Genomic DNA, 24,639 nt, shown 5'->3' on the forward strand with positions numbered 1-24,639 from the left:
ATCTCCTTTTGGGCAATCTGCCTAGATCGAGGGCGCCGGGCCCGAGCGACGCCGGGTCAGCCAGACGTAAAAGCTCGGCAGCACCAGCAGGGTCAGCACGGTCGAGGTCAGCAGCCCGCCGACCACCACGGTGGCCAGGGGCTTTTGGACCTCGGCCCCAGGGCCGATCGCCAAGGCCATCGGAATGAAGCCCAGAATGGCCACCAGTGCCGTGGTCAGCACCGCCCGTAGGCGGCCGACCGCGCCATCGATCACGGCGGCGGCGATGTCGCGCGCGCCTTCCATCCGCTGTTTGATGCTCTGCATCAGGACAAGGCCGTTCAAGGTCGCGACGCCCGAAACGGCGATGAAGCCGACCGCAGCAGAGATCGAGAACGGCATTCCTCGCAACAGCAACGCCAGGGCCCCGCCAACCAGGGCCAGGGGCACGCAGCCGAAGACAAGCACCGCCTCCGTCGCCGAGCCGAGGGCGAAGAAAAGCAGCACGGCGATGACCAGGAACACCATCGGCACGATAATCGCCAGTCGCGCGCTGGCCCGCTCCAGATTTCTGGAACTGACCGCCCCATTCGAGCCAGGAGCCCGGGCTTGGCTTGATCTCATGCGCCACGGCGGCCTGGGCGTCGGCGACGAAGCCGCCCAGGTCGCGGCCCCTGACATTGGCCTGAACCACGATCCGCCGCTTGCCGTTCTCGCGGCTGACCTGGTTGGGCCCCTCGGCGGTGTCGAAGCGGGCGATGCTGGACAGCGGGATCGCCGTCGAGCCTTCTCCGCTTTCTGACACGACCGGCAGTTGCCCCATCACGGCCGGATCGGCGCGTGAGGCGTCGTCCAGCCGCACGACCACGTCGAAGCGGCGGTCGCCCTCCAGGATGTGGCCGGCCTCGCGTCCCCCAAGGCCGATCTCGAGGGCGTCGGCCGCGTCGCTGGCGTGGACGCCCAAGGCGGCGGCGGCCGTACGGTCGACACTGGCGGTGATCGTCGGTTGGCCGGAGATCTGCTCGACCTTCACATCCGCCGCGCCGGGGACCTTGCGCAGCGTCGCCGCGACCTGGTCGGCGGTCCGGCTCATGGCCGCGAAGTCGTCGCCATAGACCTTGACCGCCACGTCCGATCGCACGCCGGCGATCAGCTCGTTGAAGCGCATCTGGATCGGTTGCGTGAACTCATAGGCGTTGCCGATCAGCTTGCCGAGGTCGCCCTCCATCCGCTCGACCAGCTTGGCCTTCGGCAGGCTCGGATCGGGCCACTCCTTGCGCGGCTTCAGGATCACGAAGGTGTCCGAGGCGCTGGGCGGCATCGGGTCGGAGGCGATCTCGGCGGTGCCGGTGCGGGTGAAGACCAGGGCGACCTCGGGCTGGGCCGAAAGCACCTTCTCGACCTCGAACTGCATGGCCTGGCTTTCTTCCAGCGAGATCGAGGGGACGCGACTGGCCTGGACCAGCAGATCGCCTTCATCGAGCGTCGGGGCGAACTCCCGACCAAGGGCGAAGAAGGCGATGACGCCGAGCGCCAGCGCCAGGATCGCGCCGCCGGCCACCGCCTTCGGACGCGCCACGGCCGCGCGCAGCACCGGCTCAAAGCGCGTGCGGACGACGGTCATGGCCTTGGTCTCGCCGTGACCTTTCGGCTCGCGCACCGCCAGGGCGGTCAGGGCCGGGACCAGGGTCAGGGACAGCACGAAGGCGCCGGCCAGAGCGAACATCACCGTGGCGGCCATCGGGGTGAACATCTTGCCCTCGACGCCCTCGAAGGTCAGCAGCGGAGCGTAGACCAGCAGGATGATCGCCTGACCGAAGGCGGCGGGACGGGCCATCTCCTTGGCCGCGTCGATGGCGATCGACAGGCGCTCGGCGGCGGTCAGGGCGCGTCCTTCGGCGTCGCGGCGCTGAGCCAGGCGTCCCAGCGTGTTCTCGATCACCACCACGGCGCCGTCGACGATCAGGCCGAAGTCCAGCGCCCCAAGGCTCATCAGATTGCCGCTGATTCCGAACCGCCGCATGGCGATGGCGGCGATCAGGAACGAAAGTGGGATGACCAGCGCCGTGATCAAGGCGGCGCGGAAGTTGCCCAGGGCCAGGAACAGCACCGCGATGACCAGCAGGGCCCCGACCGTCAGGTTGTGCTCGACCGTGCGGATCGTGGCGTCGACCAGCCGGGTGCGGTCCAGCACGGGCTTGATGATTACTTCTGGCGGCAGGCTGGGCGCGATGGCCTTGAGGCGCTCGTCGACCCGGGCGGCGACGGTGCGGCTGTTCTCGCCGACCAGCATCAGGGCCGTGCCTATCACCACCTCACGGCCGTTCTCGCTGGCCGAGCCCAGGCGCGGGGCATGACCGATGGCGACCGTGGCGACGTCCGAGACCTTGACGACCGCGCCGCCGCGACGGCCGATCGGGGTGTCGGCCAGTTCGGCCAGGCTCTTCACCCGCGCATCGGTGCGGACGATGTAGGCCTCGCCGCCGCGCTGGACATAGCCGGCCCCGGCGATGCGGTTGGCGTGCTCCAGAGCCTCGACCAGTTGCGGCAGACTGATCCCGCGCGCGGCCAGCTTGGCCGGATCGGGATGAACCGCGTACTCCTTGACGTAGCCGCCCAGCACGTCGACGCCAGCGACGCCGTTCAGGGTCTTCAACTGCGGCGCGACGATCCAATCCTGGACGGTGCGCAGATAGGTGGCCTTCTCGATATCGGTCCGCAGCGTCTCGCCCTCGGGCGTGACATAGGAGACCCCGGGTCGCGCCGGAGCGCCCTTGAACTCGACGGTCCAGATATAGACCTCGCCCAGCCCGGTGACGGGCGGGCCCATGCTGGGTTCCAGACCGTCGGGCAGGTTGGCGCGGGCCGCCTGCAGGCGCTCGTTGATCAGGGCGCGCGCGAAATAGAGGTCGGTCCTGTCGGTGAACACGGCGGTGATTTGCGAGAAGCCGTGCCGCGACAGCGAGCGGGTCTCGACCAGGCCAGGCGTTCCGGCCAGGGCCGTCTCCAAGGGGAAGGTTACCTGCCGCTCCACCTCCTCTGGGCCGAGGGCCGGCGCGATGGTGTTGATCTGCACCTGGCGGTTGGTGATGTCGGGCACGGCGTCGATCGGCAGGCGCGACAGCTGCTGCAGGCCGAACGCGAACAGCGCCACGGCCAGCAGAACGACGATCCAGCGGAAGCGGACCGAAAGGTCGATGAGACGGTTCAGCATGATCAGTCCTCGTGCCCCGCCTCGCCCTTGCCCAGTTCGGCTTTCAGGCGGAAAGCGCCCTTGCCGGCGAGGGTCTCGCCGCCCTCGAGGCCTTTCAGGATCTCGATGGAACCGGCGGCGGTGCGACCGGTCACGACGGGCGTGGCGCGGAAGCCCTTGGGCTCGACGACGAACACGACGGTGCGACCGTCCAGGGTCTGGACGGCCTCGGCCGGGACCGTCAGACCGCCCTGCCCCTTGGCCAGGATCATCCGGGCCGAGACGATCGCGCCGATCGGCGGCGCGGGCGCGGTCGGCCTGGCGCGCACGACCGCGGCGCCAGCGCCAACCGCGCTGGGAGCGACGGCGACGATGCGTGCGCTGGCCTCCCCGCCTTCCGGCCTTTGAACCTGGATCGTGTCGCCGACATGGATGGCGCCGGCCGAGGCCGGCGGCGCGTCGAAGACGTATTCGACCTGGCTCTGGTCGGCGATCTCGGCGACGAGGTCGCCTTGGGTCAGAAAGCCGCCGACCCGGGCGTCGATCCGCGTGACGATCCCGGCGATCGGCGCGCGCAGGATCGCTAGGCCGCTGGCGCTGGGCGCGCCCTGAGCGGCGACCTGGGCGCGGGCGGCGCGTAGCTCGGCCCGGGCCTTGTCGGCGGCGGCCTGACTGGCTTCCCAGTCCTGCCGGGCGACAACCCCCGCCTCGAACAGGCGACGGTCCCTGGCCGCGGCGGCCTGGGCGGCGTGCGCACCGGCGGCGGCGGCGTCGACGCTGGCCCGTGCGCCAGCCCCCTCCGCGCTGCGTAGGGTGGCGATCGCCGCGCCCGCGGCCACGCGATCACCGGCGGCGACGTGGACGCGTTCGACCGCCCCCGACACGGGCGCGCCCAGAGCGGCCGAGGCGTTGACGGCCAGGGCCACCCGGCCGGGCAGAACCAGCTCGGAACCGCCGCCGCGTCCGACCGTGGTGGTCAGCACGCCGGCCCTGGCGGCGTCGGCGACGGACAGCGCCACGAAGCCCTCTTCGTGCGGGGCTCCTTCTTCCTTCTCGTGGGCCGGCGCGTCAGCCGGAACCTTGTCGGTCAGCCGGCCTGCGCCAAAGCCGAGGCCGATAGCGGCGACTAGCGCCGTGGCCGCACCGGCGAGAATCCATTTGCGGTCGGTCATTGGGTGTCCTCGAAAGCGATCTGTCCGTTGGCCTGGGCGAGGTCCGCCAGCGCCTTGACGCGCGCCAGCCGCGCCTCGATGGCGCGTTGCCGGGCGGAGACGAGGTCGCGGCGAGCGGCGAGAAGTTCGATTAGCGGCAGCTTGCCGGCCTCGTAGCCCAGGCGGGCGAGGCGATAGGCTTCGCGGGCGACGACCTGACCCTCACGGGCGGCGGCGGCGGACCGCTCGGCCGCGCCGGCCTCGCCCTCGGCGCCGCGGCGGTCGGCGATCGCCTCGGCCTGGGCCATGAGCAGTCTGGCACGCGCCGCGTCGGCCTCGGCCCGCGCCGCGTTCACCGCGCCTCGGTTGCGGTCGAACAGCGGCAAGGGCAGCGAGAAGCCGGCGACGGCGGCCGTGGCGTCCTCGCCGGCCAGGCGTCGAACGCCGAAATTGACGGTGACGTCGGGCGTGGCGCGGCGATGTTCCAAGTCGAGCTTTCGCGTCGCGACCCGCTGTTCGGCCTCGGCGACGGCGACGGTCGGGGCCTTATTCGATGACGAGGCCGGCCAGACCCTATCCAGCGCGCCGGGCGTCACGGCGGTGAAGGTCCGCTCGCCGCCGGTCAGGGCCCCCAGCCGCGCCAGCGCGCCGCCCAATTCAGCCTCGGCCCGCGAGACCTCGGCTTGCGCGACCGAGACCGCCGCGCGCGCCTGTAAGGCTCGTAGTTCGGCTTCCTTGCCATTGTCGACCAACAACTGCGCCGCCCGGGCGTCGGCCTCGGCCAGTTCATGGCTCTCCCTGGCGGCGGCAAGCCGTTCGCTCGCCGCCTCCGCGGTCGCATAGGCCACGACCAGATCGCGGGCGTAGGCGACACGACCGAGTACGGCGCGCGACCGCGCCGTGTCGAACTCGGCCCGGGCCGTGGCCGTCCGCGCGCCGCGCTTGCCGCCCAGTTCCAGGACCTGGCCGATCGACAAGGTCGTCTCGGCGGCCTCAAAGTCATGATAAGGCCCGCTTCCGCCGACGTTCTCGACCTGCAGGTCCAGGGTCGGATTGGGCCGGGCCCGGGCCTGTTGGGCGCGCCCCTCTGCGGCGCGCATTTCGGCATCAACGACGATCAGGCGAGGCGCGGCGGCCTCGCGCAACAGGGTTTCCAGCGGCGGCGCGGTCTGGGCCGCGGCCACGCCATGGAGCGCGCCGCAAGCGGCGAACGCCCAGGCCGCGCGCGGCGGCCATCGGTTCGATGACATGAAAATTCCTCGCGATGATATGACGACGGCGCGCTAAAGCGCGCGGGCCGTCAGCCGCGAGGTGGGCGATCGAGAGCGGAGACCGTCAGCGACGGCAGGGCGTGGACCGGCGTAATAGCGTGACGAGCGCCCGCGAGGGCCGGCGCGGCGACGCTCGAAACGGGGGCGTCGAGCGCGGGTCCCGCGTGATGGCAGTGACCACCCAGGCAACAAGCCGCCTTGCACGGCGCGCTGTCCTGCCCGTGGTCGGGCTGTAACGCTTGGCCGACGGTCGGCGCGACCCCGTCCCCTGCGCAGAGGCAAGCCGCGGCGCTGGTCATTGGCGCGGCGACGAGCAGGGACAGCAGACAGGCGGCCAGAAGGCCTCCCAAGTTCCGCCACCATGTCGTCTTGCGCCGCATGACCGCTCTCATAGCGCCGAGGCGCGAATTTGAGAACGCGTTACATAATCACACGGCCTTGGCGTGTCGCTCGGTCGCCTTGGGCAGACGCGCGTCGAACGCGGCGGCGACCACCCGCATCAGGCGTCGCGCGGTCTCGGGGATCGTGATCACCGCGCCGTCGCGGCGGCAAAGTCCGGCCAAGGCCAGGGCGTCGACGGCGTCCAGGCTCTCGGCGAGCAGGTCGCTGGACATCCCTTGATCCCGGCAGATCGCCTCGACGTCGACGGAAAGGTCGCACATCAGCCGCTCGATCACGAGCGCGCGCAGGCGATCCTCGTCACCGATAGCCAAGGCGCGGTTCAGCGGCAGTTCGCCCTGGGCGATGCGGGCCGCCCACTGGTCGCTCGGCACATGGTTCTGAACGAAACCCTCGCGGAACTGACCGATGGAGGACGGTCCAATGGGAATGAGCACCGCCGCCGCGTCGTCGGTATAACCCTGGAAATTGCGCCGCATCCGCCCCTCCGCGGCCGCATGGCTGAGCGCGTCGTCGGGCAAGGCGTAGTGATCGAGGCCGATCCGTACATAGCCGGCCTCGACCAGGGCCGCATCGGCCGCATCGGCCTGCAGCCAGCGTCCATCGAGATCGGCGAGGTCGGCTTCGCGGATCATCACCTGGTGCTTCTTCATCCACGGCACGTGGGCGTAGCCGAACACCGCGATCCGGTCGGGCCGCAGGGCGACGGCCTCTCGGGCGGAGGCGTAGACATTGTCGGGCGTCTGGCCGGGCAGACCGTACATCAGGTCGAAGTTCAGGCCGCCGACGCCCACGTCGCGCAACCCCTCGACCGCCCGCGCGACTTGCTCATAAGGCTGGACGCGGTTGACCAGGGCCTGAACGTTCGGATCGAAGGTCTGGACGCCCAGGCTGACGCGGGTCACGCCCGCTTCGCCGACCGCCGCGATGAAGCCCTGCGACAACATGCCAGGATCAAGCTCTGCGGCGATCTCGGCGCCAGGCCGCAGGCGGAAGGCGCGCGCCAGTCGAGCCGTCAGGTCGACGAAATCTTCGGGCCGCAGCGCGTTGGGACTGCCGCCGCCGAAGTGCAGGTGCGCCAGCCCGTCGTGCTCGCCCAGTCGCCCGGCGACCAGATCGATCTCGCGCCGGAGCACGTCGAGATAGCTCCCCACACGGTCGTAGGTCGGCGCGATCGAGGTGTGGCAGCCGCAGTACCAGCACAGGCGGCGGCAGAATGGCACGTGGACATAGACCGACAGCCGGTCATCCGGCCTTGTCGCCCCATACCAGCCTTCCGCGTGACTCGCATGGGCGCTGTCGAAGGCCAGGGCCGTCGGATAGCTGGTATAGCGTGGCAGGTTGCGCTCGGCGTGCGAGCGTTGGGCGGCGGGCAGGATCGTGGCGGTCATGGGCGGGCGTCCTCGGGGACCGGGAAATCAAGAGCTTTGAAGCGGCGACGCTCTCGGTCGGCCTGGCCGGGCCGGGCGGCGTCGAAGGGGGCGTGATTGTCGATCGAGCTATCGGCGGCCGCGAGCAAAGCGAGATCGCCAGGCCGGCGCAGCGTGACGATCGGACCGTCGACCTCGACCCCCAATGGCGCCAGACTGGCGAAGCCGCGCGACAGGTTCTCGGGGGTCATGCCCAGCAGCGAGGCCAGGACCCGTTTGCGACTGGGCAAGGTCAGGCGGGTGGCGCCGTTCTGGCGCCGGTGCTGGGTCAGCAGATAGTTGGCCAGGCGCTCCAGCGTGCCGCGCAGCCGCTGGTTCTTCAGGGCGCGAACGACGCCGCTGTAGCAACCGGAAAGCTCCTCGGAGATCGCGAAGGCCAGGGCGGGATCGGTCCGGGCGGCCAGGCGCAGCGCCGCGCCAGGAATCGTCAGCACCTCGCTGCGCGGCGCGGCCCAGGCCGTCACCAAGGCCGGCGCGTCCAGCACGACCGAGGCCAACATCACGGTGGACAAGGGTTCCAGCAAGGCCAGGGTCGCGCCCTGTCCGTCCCGTCCGCTCTCCAGAGCCACCGAGCCTTCCATCAGGATCGAAAGGCTGGGACTGACCTCGCCCTCGAGCGTCAGGGCGGTGCGGCGCGAAACGCTCTGCAGCACGGCGTCACGCGTCAGCTGGGCGAAGCTGTCTGCGGAGGCGGCGTCCAACAAGGGCAGCTTGCGGACACGAATCAGGTCGGCGGTGTCGAGGGACATGCGGGCCCTTCCACGATGAAGTGAACCCGTCTTGCCGTGTTCGACGATCGCGAACCTTGATCGGCGTCAATCCTCCGCCGGCGGCTTGTCGTCGAGATGGTCGTAGAGGATGCGGGCCGCATCGCCCTTGGGGTCGTCGTACTGGCCTGAGCGCATCGTCCAGAAGAAGGCCAGCAGACCCAAGGCGCCGAGGCCGATCGACGCCGGCGCCAGGAACAGGATGATGTTCATCGGCCGGGCCATCGCAAACGAGGCCTGGCGGCGTTCAGCAACACAACGATCGACGAGCCCGACATGGCCAGGGCCGCGATGAACGGATTGACCAAGCCCGCCATCGCCGCGGGCATGGCCACGACATTATAGACGGCCGAGAAGCCGAAATTCTGCAGCGCCCGACAGCGGGCCGACCGCGCGGTGTCGATCGCCTCGGGCGCCGCGCCAAGAGCCTCGCCGGTGAAGACCAGGTCCGCCGCGTTCTGGGCGGCGTCGACCGCCGCGCCAGGGGCCATCGAAGCATGCGCCCGAGCCAGGGCGGCGGCGTCGTTGAGGCCGTCGCCGACCATCAGCACCTTGTGGCCCCGCGCCTTGAGGTCGTCGACGATCGCGGCCTTGTCGAAAGGCGTCAGGCCCGCGCGCCAATCCTCGACGCCGACCGCGCGAGCGATGTCGCGCACCGGGCCAGCGAGGTCGCCCGACAGAATCTCGACGGACAAACCCATTTGGCGAAGTCGCGCGATGGCCTCGGACGCGTCCGCGCGCGGCTGGTCCTCGAACACGAAGCGAATTCTTCACGTCGCCTTCGAAGCCGAACCACAGCTCGGTCTCGCGCGCGTCGCCATCCTTGACGCCGACGAAGGCCGCGCGGCCCAGGCGCGCGCGGCGACCGTCGATCAGGCCCTCCACGCCCTGCCCGGCCGTCTCGACGCATTCGGCGGCGACGGGGCCGGCGCCGGCTTGCGCGGCCAGGGCCTTGGCCAGGGGATGGCGCGAGGCGCGGGCCAGCGGCGCGGCCAGGGCGACCAGATGGGTCGGCGCGTCAACGAGCCGAGGGCAGCCTTCGGTCAGCACGCCGGTCTTGTCGAAGATGACGTGGTCGACCTCGGCGAGGCGCTCCAGGGCCGCCCCGGACTTGACCAGCACGCCCTTGCGGAAGAGGCGGCTGCTGGCGGCGATCTGCACGGCCGGCGCGGCCAGCCCCAGGGCGCAGGGGCACGTGACGATCAACACCGCCGCTGCTCGCAGCAGCGCCTCGCGCGGACCCAGGCCCAGAGCCCAGCCGCCGATGAAGGTCGCGGCCGCGACGGTGTGGACGACCGGCACGTACAGCGCGGCGGCCTTGTCGGCCAGGCGGACATAGGCCGAGCGGGTCTGGGCCCCGGCCTCCATCAGACGGGCGATGGCGGCCAAGGTGGAGTCCTCGCTTCGCGCCGTGGCGGTCATGACCAGGCGGCCGGAGAGGTTCAGCGCGCCGGCGTGCAGTCGCGCCCCGACCGTGACCGGCGCCAAGGCCGTTTCGCCGGTGATCAGGGCGTTGTCGATCTCCGAGCGGCCGGCCTCGACCACACCGTCGACGGGTACGCGATCGCCGGGCGCCACGACAAGCCGGTCCCCGACGACGATATCGGCGACGGGCACGCCGTGCTCGGCCTCGCCCGACAGGCGCACGGCCACCGGAGTTTGCAGGGCCAACAGGTCGCGCGCCGCAGAACGGGCGTTGGCGCGTAGGCGGTGATCCAGGTAGCGCCCGATCAGGAGCAGGAACAGCAGGGTGACGGCGGCGTCGAAATAGGCATGCTGGCCGCGCAGCATGGTCTCGGAGAAGCTGACAATCAGGGTCAGGATCACACCGATCGAGATCGGCACGTCCATATTCGCCTTGCCGCGCTTCAGAGACGCCCAGGCCGAGCGAAAGAACGGCCGCCCCGCGAACAGGGCGCAGGGCGTGGCGACGATCGCAGCCATCCAGTACATCAAGGTCAGGGTCGCCGGCGTCAGCTCCTGGCCGAACAGGCCCGCCCAGGCCGGGACCGTGAACATCATCACGTTGCCGGCCCCGAAGCCGGCGACTCCCAGCGCGATGGCCAGTTCGCGGCCTTCGCGATCGATCGCGGCGACAGCCTCGGCCGGATCGAACAGACAGGCGCGGTAGCCCAGGCCCTCGGACCGTCTCGACGACGCGTTCCGGATTCGCCTCGCGCCCGGCGAGTTCGACGGCCAGCTTGCCCGTCGTCAGGTTCAGGCGGGCGCCGGCGACGCCCGGCACGCCGGCGACAGCGGTCTCGATCTTGCGGATACAGGCGGCGCAGCGAGCGCCGCTGACCAGCAATTCAAGCCGCCCTCGCCCCGCCTCGTCGCGGCGAACGAAGGCTTCCAGATCGCGATCCACGGTCAGGCTGGCGTTCATTTGGCGGGCTCCAGCAGACGTGTTTCCAGCTCGAAGACGTCGCGGCTGTTGCGCGCCGTGGCCCGCAGGTCCCAGGCGCCGTCGAGCCGCGCGCGGGCCTGATAGCGGCCGTCGCCCAGCGGCTTGAAGTCAAGAGTCGGCGGCCGGTCTCGGTGGCCGGCCGCTCAAGGACGCCAGTCACGGAAAGGCGGTCCAGCGGCGCGCCGGTCTTGTCGACGAGGCGCACCACCACCGTCCCGCCGTCGGCCTTCTCGACCGAGGCGGCCCAGCCCAGGGCCGCCTCTCGCTGGCGCTGGGCCAGGGTCTTGTTGAAGGCCAGGCCCGCCTCGTAGGGGTTGGAGGCGACCTCGCCCGAGAAGGTGCCGTAGGCCTTGATCATGAACAGCGTATCGACGCCGATCACGACGGCGAAGAACGCCACGACGGCGATCAGGACGTGCCAGCCGGTGATAGGCTTGACGGCCTTGGACTGGGCGATCTCGGGGGACGAGGCGGCGGTCATTGCGGGTTCGCGGCTCCGGAGAGGAAGACGGTCTTGGCGTCGGCTTGGACGTCGCCGGCGCGGGCGATGAAGCGGACTGGCGTGCTGGCCGCGAGTCCGGCTTCGGGCGGCGCGGTGACGAAGACCCGCACCGAGGCGACCTGGTCCGCCGGGACGGTGACGCTGACGGCGCCCGGGCGCCCGGCTGGCTGAGGCGCGCGCCGGCGACGCCGTCGAACGCGATCTCGAACCGGCGGTCGAAGAAGGTCCGGTTTGTGATCTTCAGCGTATAGCCGTCCCGCACCGCGCCATCATGCATGCGCACGAAGATCGGGTTGCGGTCGCGGATGACGTGGAGGTCGGCCTTGGGGCGGCTGATCAACGCAGCCAGCGTCAGGCCGCCGACCACCGTCAGGGCCAGGGCGTAGTAGATCGTCCGCGAGCGCACGGGCTTGTAGGTCGCCTTACGCCCGCAGGCGCGGGCGGCGACGGCCGCGTCGGTGTCGTAGGCGATGAGGCCCGTGGGTCGCGCCAGCTTGGTCATGATCTCATCGCAGGCGTCGACGCAGAGGCCGCAGTTGATGCACTCCAACTGACTGCCGTCGCGGATGTCGATGCCCATCGGACAGACGACGACGCACTGGTGACAATCGATGCAGTCGCCGCGCCCCGCCCAGTCCTCGCCCTTCTTGTGCGCGCCGCGCGGCTCGCCGCGATCGCGCAGATAGGTCACCTGCAGCGAGTGTTGGTCCAGCATGGCGCCCTGGATGCGAGGCCATGGGCACATATAGGTGCAGACCTGTTCGCGCATCCAACCGGCGAAGGCGTAGGTGGTCACCGTCAGCAAGGCGCAGGAGACATAGGCAGTGGCCGGGGCCTGGCCGATCCAGAAGGTGCGGATCAGGGTCGGGGCGTCATGGAAATAGAAGATCCACGCCCCGCCGGTGCCGAAGGCGATGCCAATCCAGGTCAGGTGCTTGCCCGCCTTGCGCCAGAGCTTGTCGAACGACATCGGCGCGGCGTCCAGACGCATGCGGGCGTTGCGGTCGCCCTCGAACAGGCGTTCGACGACGATGAACAGGTCGGTCCAGACGGTCTGCGGACAGGTGTAGCCGCACCACAGCCGGCCGAACAGCGCCGTGACCAGGAACAGGACCAGGGCGCCGGCGACCATCAGCCCGGTGATGATGTGGACGTCCTGCGGCCACAGCTGGATATTGAAGAAGTAGAAGCGGCCGCCGGTGAAGTCGACCAGCGCGGCCTGCTGCGGGAAGCCCTCTGGCCGGCGCCAGCGGATCCACGGGGTGACGTAGTAGACCGACAGGGTGGCGATGAGCAGCGCCCACTTCACCCTGCGCCACGTCCCGTGGGCCAGCTTGGGATAGATCGGCTCGCGCGGTTTGTAGAGGCCATCGCCCTTGGGCGCCCCCCTGCCCTTGGCCCGTGCGGCGGCGGAGACGGCTGTTGTGTTTTGTGTTTTGGGTTTGGTGTTGTCGATGAGGGTTGGCATGGCCGGTTATTGTCCGGCGGCGTTGGCGTGGACGTAGACGGCGATGGCCTTGATGGTTTCGGGGCTGAGGCGTCCGGCCCAGGTGGGCATGACGCCGCCGTTCCCGGCGAAGATCTGGCCGCGGATGGCGGCGCGGTCGGCGCCGTAGAGCCATTCGCTGTCGGTGAGGTTGGGGGCGCCGACGGCCTGGTCGCCCTTGCCTTCCAGGCCGTGGCAGGCCACGCACTGGGTGTCGAAGATCGGCTTGGCGCGGGCGATGGCCCCGGCGTCGGCCGGACGGTTCGACAGGTGGACGACATATTCGGTCAGGTCGTCGATCTGCTCGGGCTTGAGCAGCTCGTCGCGGCCGAAGGCGGGCATCTGCGACATCCGCGCCCCGTCCGCGCCGGTGCGCACGCCGTGGGTGATGGTGTACTGGATGTCCTCCAGCTTGCCGCCCCACAGCCAGACGTCATCGCGCAGGTTGGGATAGCCCTTGCCGCCGGTGCCGCCGATGCCGTGGCAGGTGGCGCAGTTGTCGCCGAACACCGACTGGCCCACCTGCTGGGCGTAGGCCTGCAGCTTGGGATCCTTCTCGATCTGCTCGAGGCTGGCGGTGCGCAGCTGGGCCGCGCCCGCGCCGCGCTGGACGTCCAGGGCCTTGAGCTCCTGGCCCACGGCGGCCCGGTCGGACTGATGCAGCAGGCCCTTGGTGTAGCCATGCACGCCCGGCCAGGCCGGCATCAGCACCCAGTAGCCGATCGAGAAGGCGATGCAGCCGTACCAGACCCACAGCCACCAGCGCGGCAGCGGGTTGTCCAGTTCGCGGATGCCGTCCCACTCATGGCCGGTGGTCTCGACGCCGGTGACGTCGTCGGTCTTGCGTTCGGAAGCCATCAGGAGAGCTCCTCGTCATCCAGCGGCATGCGCGCGGCGTGTTGGAATTCGGCCTTCTTGGAAGGCCGCAGGGCATAGGCGACGCCAGCCAGGAAGATCAGGCCGAAGTAGATCAGCCCGCCCTGCTGGGCGAAGCGCGCCACGGTTTCGTAGGAGAGCTGGCTCATCGCTGGTTCTCCGGGGCCTGGGCCTTGTAGGACTTGAAGTCGACCTGGGTCCCGAGCATCTGCAGATAGGCCACCAGGGCGTCCATCTCGGTGATCCTGTCGGGATCGCCGTCGAAGTCGCGGTTGGCCACCTTGGCCCCGTAGCGGCCGCGCAGGGCCACCGCGTCGGTCGAGTACGGATCGGCCTGGGCCTCCAGGTCCTTCCTGGCGTTGGTCAGCTGGTCGGCCGTGTAGGGCACGCCCTCGGTGCGCAGCACCTTCATCCGGTCGACGATGTCGCCATAGTCCAGGTCCTTCTCGGCCAGGAACTTGTAGGGCGGCATCACCGACTCCGGCACCACCGAGCGCGGGTCGATCAGGTGGTCGCGGTGCCAGGCGTCGGAGTACTTGCCCCCGACCCGGGCCAGGTCGGGCCCGGTCCTCTTGGACCCCCACTGGAACGGGTGGTCGTACATGCTCTCGGCGGCCAGGCTGTAGTGGCCATAACGCTCGACCTCGTCGCGCAGCGGGCGGATCATCTGCGAGTGGCACAGATAGCAGCCCTCGCGGACATAGATGTCGCGGCCGTTCAGTTCCAGCGGCGTGTAGGGCCGTACGCCCTGCACCTTCTCGATGGTGCCCTGCAGCCAGAACAGCGGGGCGATCTCGACCAGCCCCCCGATCGAGACGACGATGAGGATGCCGACGACGAGCAGCAGCGAATGCCGCTCGAACTTGGCGTGATGCTTCCAGACGGACATGGGCGGCCTCAGGCGATCGCGGTGGCGGGAGCGGCCGTTTCGTCGGCCGGCTCGGCGGAGGGCGAAGCGATCGTCTTCCAGATGTTGACGATCATGATCAGGGCCCCGGACAGGTACATCAGGCCCCCGACGGCGCGGATGACGTTCTCGATGTGCTTGGCCGAGACGGTCTCGATGAAGCTGTAGGCCAGGAAGCCCTGGGGCGTGTAGGCGCGCCACATCAGGCCTTCCATGATGCCCGACACCCACATCGCGGCGATGTAGAGCAGGATGCCGGTGGTCGCGATCCAGAAGTGCCACTCGATCAGCTTGGTCGAGTACATCTCCTTCTTCTTCCACAGCCACGGCACCAGGCAGTAGACCGCCCCGAAGCTGATGAAGCCCACCCAGCCCAGCGCGCCCGAATGCACGTGGCCGATGGTCCAGTCGGTGTAGTGGCTCAGCGCGTTGACCGCGCGGATCGACATCACCGGACCTTCGAAGGTGCTCATGCCGTAGAAGGCGATCGACACCACCATCATCCGCACCACCGGGTCGGTGCGCAGCTTGTCCCACGCCCCCGACAGCGTCATCAGGCCGTTGATCATGCCGCCCCAGGACGGCATCCACAGCATGATCGAGAAGGTCATGCCCAGGGTCTGGGCCCACTGCGGCAGGGCCGTGTAGTGCAGGTGGTGCGGGCCGGCCCAGATGTAGATGAAGATCAGCGCCCAGAAGTGCACGATCGACAGGCGGTAGCTGTAGACCGGACGCTCCACGCGCTTGGGCACGAAGTAGTACATCATGGCCAGGAAGCCGGCGGTCAGGAAGAAGCCGACGGCGTTGTGGCCGTACCACCACTGCACCAGCGCATCCTGCACGCCCGAGAAGACGCCATAGGACTTGTGGTTCAGCAGACCCACCGGAATGGCGGCGTTGTTGACCAGGTGCAGCAGGGCGATGGTGACGATGAAGGCCAGGTAGAACCAGTTGGCCACGTAGATGTGGGGTTCCTTGCGCTTCCAGATCGTGCCCAGGAACACCAGCAGATAGGCGACCCAGACGATGGTCAGCCACAGGTCGGTGTACCACTCCGGCTCGGCGTATTCCTTGCCCTGGGTCGCGCCCATCAGATAGCCGGTCGCGGCCAGCACGATGAACAGCTGATAGCCCCAGAACACGAACCACGGCGCGATGCCGCCCGCCAGCTTGGCCTTGCAGGTGCGCTGCACGACCCAGAACGACGTGGCGATCAGCGCGTTGCCCCCGAAGGCGAAGATCACCGCCGAGGTGTGCAGCGGCCGCAGCCGGCCAAAGTTCAGCCAGCCCGCTTCCGGAAAATAGAAGATCGTCGGCCACGACAGCTGGGCGGCGATCACCACCCCCACCAGCAGACCCGCCGCCGCCCAGAACATCGTGGCGATCACACCCGCCTTGATGACGTTGTCGCTATAGCGGTCGGGATGCTCCACCAGCGTGCCGCCCGACAACCCCGCGTTCAGAACGAACGCGGCGATCACCCCCGCCAGCGCGATGGTCTCGGCCTGCAGCCGGAAGATCGGATCCTGGGTCAGTCCCGCGCCGAGGATCGCCAGGAACGCGCCTACGGCCGAAACGATCAGTAAAGCGCCCGAACCCGCAGGGGGCCTGGCGTAAGTATGAGACGGGGCGGACATGCAGACTCCCTGCGGCGAACCTAAACCCCTCCTCTCACGCACCGCATGCCCAGGCTTTGATACGTATCAAAGCCTGAAGCCGGATCCGGGACGATTGTCCGCCGGCGCTTCCGGAGAGTTTCATGTCGGCCAAGTCTCGTTTCATCGTCCCGATCGTCGGCGCGACCGCTCTGGTCGCGTGGACGATCGCCCTGGCTCAGGCCTTGCCGCGCCTGCTGGCGGGGCCGCTGTGCAGCAGCAGCCAGGACGCCTGGTCCCTGGCTGGCCATTGCCCGGCCTGCTACGTCGCGGCGGCCCTGACCCTCGCCTTCGGGGTCAGCCTGGCGCTGGCGCGACCAAAAGCCGCCCCCCTCCGACGCCTCGCTCGAGGCTGATCGGCGAGGAGCGCCGGTCGTATCGGCGCCCTCGCCCTTCGCGCCCCACCGCGCTGATCGACGGTCGCTTCCCGCGACGCTTTCGACATGGCCTAGTTGCCGGGCGGAGCGGAGCGGAGCAATCTCGCTCATGTCGCAAGATGTGATGACGACGGACGAGGCCAGGTCTGCGATGGCTTGCGCCGCGAGCCATTGCGCGAGGAACGGGCGCGAGGAACAGGGGCGTCAGGATGAGCATCGAGGCCGCGTCGTCGACGCCGCTCCAGGTCGTCCTGGTCGAGGACGACGCCGCCTTCCAGGACGCCTTTCGCACCGCCCTGGCCGCCGCGCCCGACCTGTCGATCGCTAGCGTGGCCGCCACGGCGACCGAAGCGCGTGCCCTTCTGGCGGGACGGCCGGCCGACGTGCTGGTCGTGGATCTGGGACTTCCCGACGGCTCGGGCGTCGACGTCATCCGCGAAGCCCACGCCCGCTGGCCCGCCTGCGCCATCATGGTGGCGACCACCTTCGCCGACGAGCGCCACGTCATCGCCTCGATCGAGGCCGGGGCCAGCGGCTATCTGCTCAAGGACAGCCCCCTGCCGACCATCGCCGAGGACATCCGGGTGCTGCACGGCGGCGGCAGTCCGATCAGCCCCCGAATCGCCCGCCAGGTGCTGATGCGCTTCCGGCCCGACGAACGTCCGGCCCAAGAAGCCGAGACCGTCGAAAGGAGCAGCGTCCCCAGCCTGTCCGAACGCGAAAAGGAAACGCTGCAGCTGATCACCCGCGGCTTCTCGTTCGACGAGATCGCCGAGCTGATGGGCGTGTCTCGCAACACCGTGCTGACCTTCGTGCGCCGCATCTACGCCAAGCTGGAGGTGCGCTCCAAGACGGAGGCGGTGTTCGAGGCCCGCGCCCATGGTCTCCTCTAGGCCGTCGGTGACCGCACGCCCGTGGTTTCCATGGGCGGCCTGGATCCTGGCGGGACTTCTGGCCCTGGCGGTCGCCTTCGTCATCGAATCGCGCGCCGGCGGCGAGCGAATCACCGCCGCGCGCATGACGATCGCCGATACGGTGGGCTACCAGCCGCCGCCGGCGACCGTTCCGTCGAACCTCCAGGCCAGCGGCCGAACGGTGGTCATGCCCCACGCGCCGGCGCCGCTCTGGGCGCCAACAGCCGAAACCGCGCCCCAGCGGATCGCCACGCGCGTCACCTGGTTTTCGCTGCAGGTCCCCCCCTGCCCGACGACGGCCGCCAGCTCTATCTCTATGTGCCGCGCTGGAAGTCCGACGGCACGCTGGCGATCTATGCCGACGGTCAGCTAATCCATCAGTCGCACGCCAATCTGCAATGGAACGGCTCCAACGAGCCTCTGCTGATCAGCCTGCCGCGCACCGAGGTCTCGCATCCGCCCCGGACGCTGGACGTCCGACTGCAGCATGTGCGCGGCATCGGCGGGGCGTTCTCGTCGGTCTGGATCGGCAATTATCGTCAACTGGCGCCGCGCTACGCCATTCGAGAGATTCTGCAGGTCCAGCTGTCGTCGTTCTCGTCTTTCGCGTTCCTGGCGACGGGCGTCTTCGCCCTGTTCGTCTGGCTCAGCCGCCGCGGCGAGCCGATCTACCTGCTCTACTTCATGACTTCCGTCGTGGTCTTCCTGCGGATGCTGCACACCTTCGTCGGCGTGCATCCGCTCGTCGTTTCCGACGCCTGGTTCGGCTGGATCACCGTGATCTCGCCCTACTGGATGATCGTGGTGCTGCACCTGTTCGTCACCGAGCTGCACGGCCGGCGCCAGCCGCTGCTGACGGGCGTGGCGCTGCTCAACGGCGGGTTCTGGACGATCGCCACCCTGCCCGGCCTTCTGGACCCCACCCTGCTCTCGGCGCCTGTCTACGCCAACCTCCTGATCCTCGGGCTGATCGTGGCCTTCAACGGCGTGCGCCAGTCGATCCGGTTCAGGTCGCGCGACGCTCTGCTGCTGTCGGTCTGGTGCTTCGTCACCGTGCTCTCGGGCGTCTACGACCTGGCGCTGCAGCAGAACATCGTCAGCATCGAGAGCGTGTTCATCAGCAACTTCACCGGCGTCGGGTTCACGGTGCTGTTCTGGTACATCATGTTCAGCCGCTATATCGAGGCGCTGGAGACGGCCACCCGCGCCAAGGCCGATCTGGCGCGACGCCTGACCCAGCGCGAAGCCGAGCTGACCGCCAGCCACCAGCGGCTGCGCGAGATCGAGAACCGCGAGCTGCTGCACCAGGAACGCCAACGGCTGATGCAGGACATGCACGACGGCCTGGGCTCGACCCTGGTCACCGCTCTGCGGGCCTTCGAGGGCGATCGCGCCGCCGACCTGGACGCCGTCGCCCTGCTGCGCGGCTGCATCGACGACCTGAAGCTGACCATCGAACTCTATGGAGCCGGTCGAGACCGATCTGCTCCTGCTGCTGGCCACCCTGCGCTTCCGCCTGCAGCCGCGGCTCGAGGCCAGCGGCCTGAAGCTGACCTGGGACGCCGGCGAGGTCCCGCCCCTGGAATGGCTGGACCAGCGCCACGCGCTGCACATCCTGCGCATCCTGCAGGAGACCTTCGCCAATATCCTCAAGCACGCCGAGGCCCGCGAGGTCGCGCTGTCGGTGCGGACCGAGGACGGCCACGTGCTGGTGCGCGTGCGGGACGACGGTCGCGGCTTCGATCCGGCCCTGCCCGTCACCGGCCGGGGATTGGCCAACCAGCGACGCCGCGCCGAGGCGATCGGCGGCCGGGTCATCTGGGAGCCCGCCCCGGCCGGCGCCTGCCTGCTCCTGATGCTGCCGGTGCGAAAGACTGTCACGAAAGACGGTTAGCAGCAGCAAAGCAGGATGGACGACCCATGGCCGCTTGCCGCGTCGCCGATCGTCGTCTCTCAATCCCCGTCTGGAAAGTCGCGCCCCGAGCCATGCCTGCGATCACACCCGAACGGTCCCGATGGTTCGCGCGCAACATCCTGCCGCACGAGCATGTCCTGCGCGGCTGGCTTAACCGCCGGCTCGCGCCCGGCCTGGACGCCGACGACGTCATTCAGGAGGCCTATACGATCCTGGTCTCCAAGGAGAGCGTCGAGGACGTCCGAGAATCCCAAGGCCTATCTCTTCCAGGTCGCCTATTCGCTGCTGGTGCGCCACGTGCAGCGCAGTCGTATCGTCTCGATACGCGCCGTCGCCGATCTGGAGCGCCTGGACCTGCCCGCGGAGATGGCCTCGCCCGAGCAGGTGCTGATCGACCGCGACGAGCTGCATCGGCTGGCCGAAGCCATCGCCGAGATGCCCAAGAAGACCCAGGAGGCGTTCATCCTGCGCCGCGTGCAGGGCCTCTCGCAGCGCGAGATCGCCGCGCGCATGGGCGTGTCCGAAAACACGGTTGAAAAGCACATCGTCAAGGGCATCCGCCTGTTGATCGATCGCTTTGGACGTGGCGGAAAACGCGCGCTCGGCGCATCTAGGAACGACGACACGGGAACGAGTGGCCTTGATGGCGGAGCGAGAGACAAGTCGGGCGGTTGACGACGCGGCGGCGGCTTGGGCCGGACGCATCGATCGCGGCCCCTTGTCGACCGCCGACAACGCCGAGCTTGAAACCTGGCTCTCCGGCGATCCGCGCCGGCTCGGCGCCCTGGCCCGCGCCCAGGCGCTGTACGACGGCAGCGACGCCGCCCGCGCGCTGGGCCCGCAATTCGATCCCGCGCCATTCAAGGCCAAGTCCGCCGTTCGGCCATCGCGCCGGAACCTGATCGGCTGGGGCGGCGGCGCGGTGGCCGCCGGTCTGGTCGCCGGGGTCGGGGCGCTGGGCGTGTCCAGCTACGGCTCTCGCGCCTATGCGTCCCAGCGGGGCGAGGTCCGTCTGATCCCGCTTGAGGACGGCTCGGCCATCACCCTCAACACCGACAGCAAGATCCGCGTCCGCCAGCGCAGGGTCGAACTCGTTCGCGGCGAGGCTCTGTTCGAGGTAGCCAAGGGCGAGCAGCCGTTCGTCGTCTCGGCGGACGCCCTGTCCGTCATGGCGACCACCGCCGCCTTCGTCGTCAAGGCGATCGCCGGCGAGCCGGTGTCGGTGGTGGTGCGCGAGGGTCGGATCAGCGTCACAGACCGTCGCGGCCGCCTGCAACTCGGCGCCAACCAGCAGATGGACGCCTCCCCCAGGCAGACCCAGGTCGAGACGGTCGCGCCGGCGGCGCTGGTGCGGCGACTGGCCTGGCGAGAGGGCAAGATCGCCTTCGAGGGAGAGACCATGGCTCAGGCCGCCCGCGAGTTCGCTCGCTATAGCGACATGCGGCTGATCATCGAAGACCCGACCCTGGCCCAGGAACCGATCAGCGGTCTCTTCGCGGCCAACGACCCGGTCAGCTTCGCGCGATCGGCCTCGCAGGCCTTCGGCGCGCGGCTGGATATCGAGGGGCGCACCGTTCGCCTGGGCCGGCGTCCTACGTAAAAAGTTTCGAGACACATGGCGGAGACGTCGCCGCGACGTCTCTTGGCCTCGGAAATCGCGCCGCGACGGGCGCGCGAGAGGGGCGACATGGCTTTGAACAAGACGAAAGCGATTCTGGCCGGCGGCGTGGCCGCCCTGGCGCTGTGCATCGGCGGCCCGGCATCGGCCCAGCAGCGGACCTTTAAGGTGCCCGCGCAGGACGCGGTCAGCGCCATCCCGCAGTTCGCCCGGCAGGCCGGCGTGCAGATCTTCGCCCCGGCCGCGCAGCTGAAGGGCGTGCGCACCGTGGCCATCGACGGCCAGATGGACCTGCACGAGGCGCTGCGGAAGCTGATCGCCGGAACCGGCCTGGAGATCGCGGCCGACGACGGTCGCGTCATCACACTGCGCGTGGCGCGTCCTGCCAGCGCCACGGGCGATGTGGCCGCCGAGCCCACCGCGCTGGACACCATCATCGTCACCGCCCAGAAGCGCGAGGAAGCCGCCCAGGGGGTGCCGATTTCGTTGACGGCCTTCTCGAGCCGCGCCGTCGAGACCTATCGCCTGGAAACTCTGCGAGACATCTCGCGCTTGACGCCGGGCCTGCTGGTGTCGTCGTTCAGCCAGTCCAGCCCGACCATCGCCATTCGAGGCGCGACCAACACCTTCACCCAGATCGGCGCCAACAAGCCGGTGGCCGTGGTCATCGACGACCTGTTCATCCCCCGCAACAGCGCCGCGACCTTCGAGCTCTACGGCCTGAACTCGGTGCAGGTGTTGAAGGGGCCGCAAGGCACGCTGTTCGGCCGCAACGTCACCGGCGGGGCCATCGTGCTGGACACCGGCAAGCCGGCGTTTGGCGACACGGCGGGCTCGGTGCGGATCGGCGGCGGCGACTATGACCTTAAGCAGGTCGACGGCCGTGTGGACATCCCCGTCGGCGAGACGGTCGCCCTGCGCCTGGCCGGTTCGCTCAAACAGCACGACGGCTATGGCAAGGACCGCCTGACCGGGCGCGAGCAAGACGATCTCGACAGCCGCAGCCTCCGCGCCCAGGCCCGTCTGCGCGCCAACGACGACGTCGAGGTGCTGCTGGGCGCAGACTACGCGCAGGACCACAATGGCGGCCGCACCCTGTCGTCCAAGGCGGCCGGTTCGGACGGCGACCGCCGCACGTCCGAGCTTGGCTACAATCAGGACTTCGCGCGAAACCAGTGGGGCGCCTCGGGGCGGGTCTACTGGAACGCGCCGGTCGGCCAAGTCACCTCCGTCACCGGCTATCGCTGGTCGCAGTCGGGCGAGGACTATTCGGGCACCGGCGTCGGCTACGCCTTCCTGACCGGAACCAACACCCAGTCGGTCAATCGCGACGTCGACGATGTCGGCCTGTTCTCGCAGGAGATCCGCTGGGCCAGCCCGAAGTGGGAGCGCGGCGACCTGGTGGCCGGCGTCTATTTCGCCGACGAGGACGCCAAGCGCCAGCTGCGCACGCGCGGCTTGGCCGCCGTCACCGGCGTGGCCTCCTCAGACGTCCTGACGGACCAAGCGGTGAAAACCAGGAGCTACGCCGCCTTCGTGGATGGCACGGTCCATCTGCCAGCCACCTTCGACCTGACCCTGGGCGCGCGCTACACCCACGACGAGAAGACCGCCGACCTCGTCCGCACCGACTTCGTCCGCCCCGCGACCGGCAGTTTCACCGCTCACGGCCTGAAGGCCGACTGGAGCGAGGTGACGCCCCGCGCGGTGCTGAGTTGGACGCCGCGCGAGGACCTCAAGGTCTATGGCAGCGTCACGCGCGGCTACACGGCCGGCGGCTTCAACACCGACGCGGCGGTGATCTCGGCCCTGACCCAGCCGTTCGAACCCGAGACCGTCACCAACTACGAGCTGGGCGTGAAGTCCCAGTGGCTGGCCGACACCCTGCGGATCAACGCGTCGGTCTTCCACATGGACTACAAGGACAAGCAGGAGCTGTTCTTCAACAACCTGACCCGTGTCCTGACCATCACCAACGCCGGCCAGGCCACGGTGAAGGGCGCGGAACTGGAAGTGACGTGGCGGCCGCTGCCCTGGCTGAACCTGATGGCGAACTACGGACTGCTCGACACGGTCTACGACAACTTCGTCATTCCGGGCGGGGCGGTGAACACCGGCCATCCGCTGGGCTCGTCGCCGCGAAACAAGGGCGCCCTGGCCGCCGACGTCCGCATCCCGCTGAACGGCAAGGGCTATGTCACCGGCGCGCTGAGCTGGGCCTATACCGACGGCTACTATACCGGCGCCACCAAGGATCCGAACCTGCACATCGACAGCTATGCCCTGACCAACCTGTCGCTGGGCTATGAGAGCCAGGACGACCGTTGGGCGTTGACGGCCTGGGCCAAGAACCTGGGCGATGTCGATTACCTGCTGACCCCGTCCACCCAGGGCGTGCTGGCCGAATATCTGGGCGAACCGCGCACGGTCGGCGTCATGCTGTCGGCGAAGTTCTAGGCAGTGGCGACCGCCCGTTTCACCCGTCGCGGCCTGCTGCTCGGCGCGGGCGCTCTGGCCGCCGCCGCGCCCTTGCCCGAGGACGACGCCGTCGGCCAGCCGCTGCGCCCCTGGCGGCGCGGCGGGCTGGATATCCACCACATCGCCACAGGCCGGGGCGACTCGACGCTGATCATCGGGCCGGACGGGTCCAGCCTTATGATCGACGCTGGGGCCTCCAGCACGCCGCCGCCGGCCAGCTTGGAGATCCGTCCAGGTCCGGACCGTCGCGCCGGCGAGTGGATCGGCCGTTACGCCCTCCGGCATCTGGCCGCCACGGGCGAGCCGAAGCTTGACGCCGTCCTGGTCAGCCACCTGCATCCGGACCACATCGATGGCCTGTACGATGTCGCAGCCCTGTTGCCGATCGGCGCCCTGGTCGATCGCGGCTATCCCGACTACGCCTATCCCGCCGTCTGGGACGCGCCGTTCGCCAAGGCCTATATCGCTTTCGTCCGCGAGCGGGTTCGGCCGGAGGCCGGGTCGAGCGGTTCCGCGTGGGCGCCGCCGACCAGTTCGCGCTCCCGGGCGCGGAGATCCGCAATCTGGCGGCCAATGGCGAGGTCTGGCGTGGTCGCGGGACCGAAACCCGCCGCCTGTTCCCACCGATCGATACCCTCCCCAAGGATGACATCCCCGACGAAAACGCCTGTTCGGCCGCCATTCGCCTGCGCTACGGCGACTTCGGCTATTTCGCGGCGGGAGACCTGACCAGCAACAGCTTCGACGGAACCCTGCCCTGGCGCGATGTCGAAACGCGCGCCGCCCAGGTCGCTGGTCAGGTCGATGTGGCCGTCGCCGCTCATCACGGCATGTTCGACGCCACGGGCGCCGACGTCGTGCGCGCCCTGAAACCGCGCACCTGGATCATCCCCGGCTGGCACGCGGCGCACCCCAGCACCGACACTCTGGAGCGGATGCTGAGCCCGCGCCTCTATCGCGGCCCGCGCGACGTCTTCGCCACCGGCCTCTCGCCTGCCAACGAACTGACTCACAAGTGGCTAACCGACCGCTTGGCCGCGCGCGGCGGCCACGTCGTGATCCGCGTCGCCCCGGGCGGGGCCAGCTATCGCGTGATCGTCACCGACAATCGCGACGAGGGCGACCGCGTGATTTCGCGGTCGGGTCCGTGGCCGGCTGGCCGGGCTGACGGTTGACCCGCACGCCGCCGAAAATCCGCCCTGCCATGGCCGGCTGAACCGCCGCGGAGAGGCCGATCCTGGACATCTCCGCATCCATCCCCACTTGCTAGGGCGTCGCGTCAGGCGCGACGCTCGCAGCTCTTGAAGGAATTTC

The 24,639-nt window shown here is 69.3% G+C and carries 19 protein-coding genes and 4 pseudogenes; 9 read left to right on the top strand and 14 right to left on the bottom strand.

The genetic code is table 11. The annotated features are described in order from the left end of the window. Positions 1–21: 21 nt before the first annotated feature. From ACHMW8_RS21025 to ccoN, 13 genes and pseudogenes are all read right to left on the bottom strand, one after another. Positions 22–3,193, bottom strand: a pseudogene (locus ACHMW8_RS21025) (efflux RND transporter permease subunit). A gap of 2 nt (positions 3,194–3,195) precedes the next feature. After that, positions 3,196–4,344, bottom strand: a complete 1,149-nt coding sequence (locus tag ACHMW8_RS21030) for an efflux RND transporter periplasmic adaptor subunit (RefSeq protein ID WP_395443679.1) — start codon at positions 4,342–4,344, stop codon at positions 3,196–3,198. Then, complete coding sequence (locus tag ACHMW8_RS21035) at positions 4,341–5,573, bottom strand: TolC family protein (RefSeq protein ID WP_395443680.1); 1,233 nt, start codon at positions 5,571–5,573, stop codon at positions 4,341–4,343. Before ACHMW8_RS21035 ends, ACHMW8_RS21030 begins: the two co-directional genes overlap by 4 nt. Before the next feature lie 449 nt (positions 5,574–6,022). Then, a complete protein-coding gene (gene hemN, locus ACHMW8_RS21040; protein ID WP_395443681.1) occupies positions 6,023–7,384 on the bottom strand; it encodes an oxygen-independent coproporphyrinogen III oxidase in 1,362 nt (453 codons plus the stop codon). After that, entirely contained in the window at positions 7,381–8,172 is a 792-nt protein-coding gene (locus tag ACHMW8_RS21045; RefSeq protein ID WP_125158301.1) for a helix-turn-helix domain-containing protein, read from the bottom strand. Before ACHMW8_RS21045 ends, hemN begins: the two co-directional genes overlap by 4 nt. A 66-nt stretch (positions 8,173–8,238) precedes the next feature. Continuing rightward, positions 8,239–8,403 (bottom strand): cbb3-type cytochrome oxidase assembly protein CcoS, encoded by a 165-nt coding sequence (gene ccoS, locus ACHMW8_RS21050; RefSeq protein WP_125158300.1) that lies wholly within the window; start codon positions 8,401–8,403, stop codon positions 8,239–8,241. Beyond that, a pseudogene (locus tag ACHMW8_RS21055) lies at positions 8,400–10,576 on the bottom strand (heavy metal translocating P-type ATPase). The gene ccoS and the pseudogene ACHMW8_RS21055 overlap by 4 nt, the downstream one beginning before the upstream one ends. Continuing rightward, positions 10,500–11,078: a FixH family protein gene (locus ACHMW8_RS21060; protein WP_395443682.1), complete on the bottom strand. Its 579-nt coding sequence runs from the start codon at positions 11,076–11,078 to the stop codon at positions 10,500–10,502. Before ACHMW8_RS21060 ends, ACHMW8_RS21055 begins: the two are co-directional and overlap by 77 nt. Beyond that, a pseudogene (ccoG, locus tag ACHMW8_RS21065) lies at positions 11,075–12,567 on the bottom strand (cytochrome c oxidase accessory protein CcoG). The gene ACHMW8_RS21060 and the pseudogene ccoG overlap by 4 nt, the downstream one beginning before the upstream one ends. A 6-nt stretch (positions 12,568–12,573) precedes the next feature. Further along, positions 12,574–13,443, bottom strand: a complete 870-nt coding sequence (ccoP, locus tag ACHMW8_RS21070) for a cytochrome-c oxidase, cbb3-type subunit III (RefSeq protein WP_395443683.1) — start codon at positions 13,441–13,443, stop codon at positions 12,574–12,576. Further along, positions 13,443–13,610, bottom strand: coding sequence for a cbb3-type cytochrome c oxidase subunit 3 (locus ACHMW8_RS21075; protein ID WP_099578182.1), 168 nt, complete (start codon positions 13,608–13,610; stop codon positions 13,443–13,445). The genes ccoP and ACHMW8_RS21075 overlap by 1 nt, the downstream gene beginning before the upstream one ends. Continuing rightward, a complete protein-coding gene (ccoO, locus tag ACHMW8_RS21080; protein ID WP_125159711.1) occupies positions 13,607–14,350 on the bottom strand; it encodes a cytochrome-c oxidase, cbb3-type subunit II in 744 nt (247 codons plus the stop codon). Before ccoO ends, ACHMW8_RS21075 begins: the two co-directional genes overlap by 4 nt. A gap of 8 nt (positions 14,351–14,358) precedes the next feature. Beyond that, positions 14,359–16,005, bottom strand: coding sequence for a cytochrome-c oxidase, cbb3-type subunit I (ccoN, locus tag ACHMW8_RS21085; protein WP_125159710.1), 1,647 nt, complete (start codon positions 16,003–16,005; stop codon positions 14,359–14,361). 122 nt (positions 16,006–16,127) lie between these two features. On the opposite strand from ccoN, the gene ACHMW8_RS21090 reads away from it, so the two are divergent. The 3 genes from ACHMW8_RS21090 (at position 16,128) to ACHMW8_RS21100 (ending at position 17,687) form a co-directional block, all read left to right on the top strand. Continuing rightward, positions 16,128–16,379: a hypothetical protein gene (locus tag ACHMW8_RS21090; RefSeq protein ID WP_125159706.1), complete on the top strand. Its 252-nt coding sequence runs from the start codon at positions 16,128–16,130 to the stop codon at positions 16,377–16,379. A 230-nt stretch (positions 16,380–16,609) separates the two neighbouring features. Next, a complete protein-coding gene (locus ACHMW8_RS21095; protein WP_125159705.1) occupies positions 16,610–17,293 on the top strand; it encodes a response regulator transcription factor in 684 nt (227 codons plus the stop codon). Further along, positions 17,280–17,687 (top strand): hypothetical protein, encoded by a 408-nt coding sequence (locus ACHMW8_RS21100; protein ID WP_395443684.1) that lies wholly within the window; start codon positions 17,280–17,282, stop codon positions 17,685–17,687. The genes ACHMW8_RS21095 and ACHMW8_RS21100 overlap by 14 nt, the downstream gene beginning before the upstream one ends. Here ACHMW8_RS21100 and ACHMW8_RS21105 read toward each other — a convergent pair. Beyond that, positions 17,684–18,817, bottom strand: coding sequence for a hypothetical protein (locus ACHMW8_RS21105; protein ID WP_395443685.1), 1,134 nt, complete (start codon positions 18,815–18,817; stop codon positions 17,684–17,686). The two genes, ACHMW8_RS21100 and ACHMW8_RS21105, sit on opposite strands and share 4 nt — an antisense overlap. Between ACHMW8_RS21105 and ACHMW8_RS21110 the strand changes: the two genes are divergently transcribed. The 6 genes and pseudogenes from ACHMW8_RS21110 to ACHMW8_RS21135 all read left to right on the top strand — a co-directional run bounded on the left by ACHMW8_RS21110 (position 18,777) and on the right by ACHMW8_RS21135 (position 24,500). Then, positions 18,777–19,208 (top strand): sensor histidine kinase, encoded by a 432-nt coding sequence (locus ACHMW8_RS21110; protein WP_395443686.1) that lies wholly within the window; start codon positions 18,777–18,779, stop codon positions 19,206–19,208. The two genes, ACHMW8_RS21105 and ACHMW8_RS21110, sit on opposite strands and share 41 nt — an antisense overlap. Positions 19,209–19,361: 153 nt before the next feature. After that, positions 19,362–19,904 (top strand): RNA polymerase sigma factor, encoded by a 543-nt coding sequence (locus tag ACHMW8_RS21115; RefSeq protein ID WP_395443687.1) that lies wholly within the window; start codon positions 19,362–19,364, stop codon positions 19,902–19,904. Then, positions 19,873–20,829, top strand: coding sequence for a FecR family protein (locus ACHMW8_RS21120; protein ID WP_395443688.1), 957 nt, complete (start codon positions 19,873–19,875; stop codon positions 20,827–20,829). Before ACHMW8_RS21115 ends, ACHMW8_RS21120 begins: the two co-directional genes overlap by 32 nt. Positions 20,830–20,916: 87 nt before the next feature. Next, a complete protein-coding gene (locus ACHMW8_RS21125) occupies positions 20,917–23,304 on the top strand; it encodes a TonB-dependent receptor domain-containing protein (protein WP_395443689.1) in 2,388 nt (795 codons plus the stop codon). Positions 23,305–23,502: 198 nt separating this feature from the next. Then, positions 23,503–23,673 (top strand): annotated as a pseudogene (locus ACHMW8_RS21130) (hypothetical protein); the annotation flags it as partial. Between the two features lie 167 nt (positions 23,674–23,840). Further along, complete coding sequence (locus ACHMW8_RS21135) at positions 23,841–24,500, top strand: hypothetical protein (RefSeq protein WP_395446082.1); 660 nt, start codon at positions 23,841–23,843, stop codon at positions 24,498–24,500. The last annotated feature ends 139 nt before the right edge of the window (positions 24,501–24,639 follow it).

This window comes from Caulobacter sp. UC70_42 (assembly GCF_044056025.1).
Classification (GTDB): domain Bacteria; phylum Pseudomonadota; class Alphaproteobacteria; order Caulobacterales; family Caulobacteraceae; genus Caulobacter.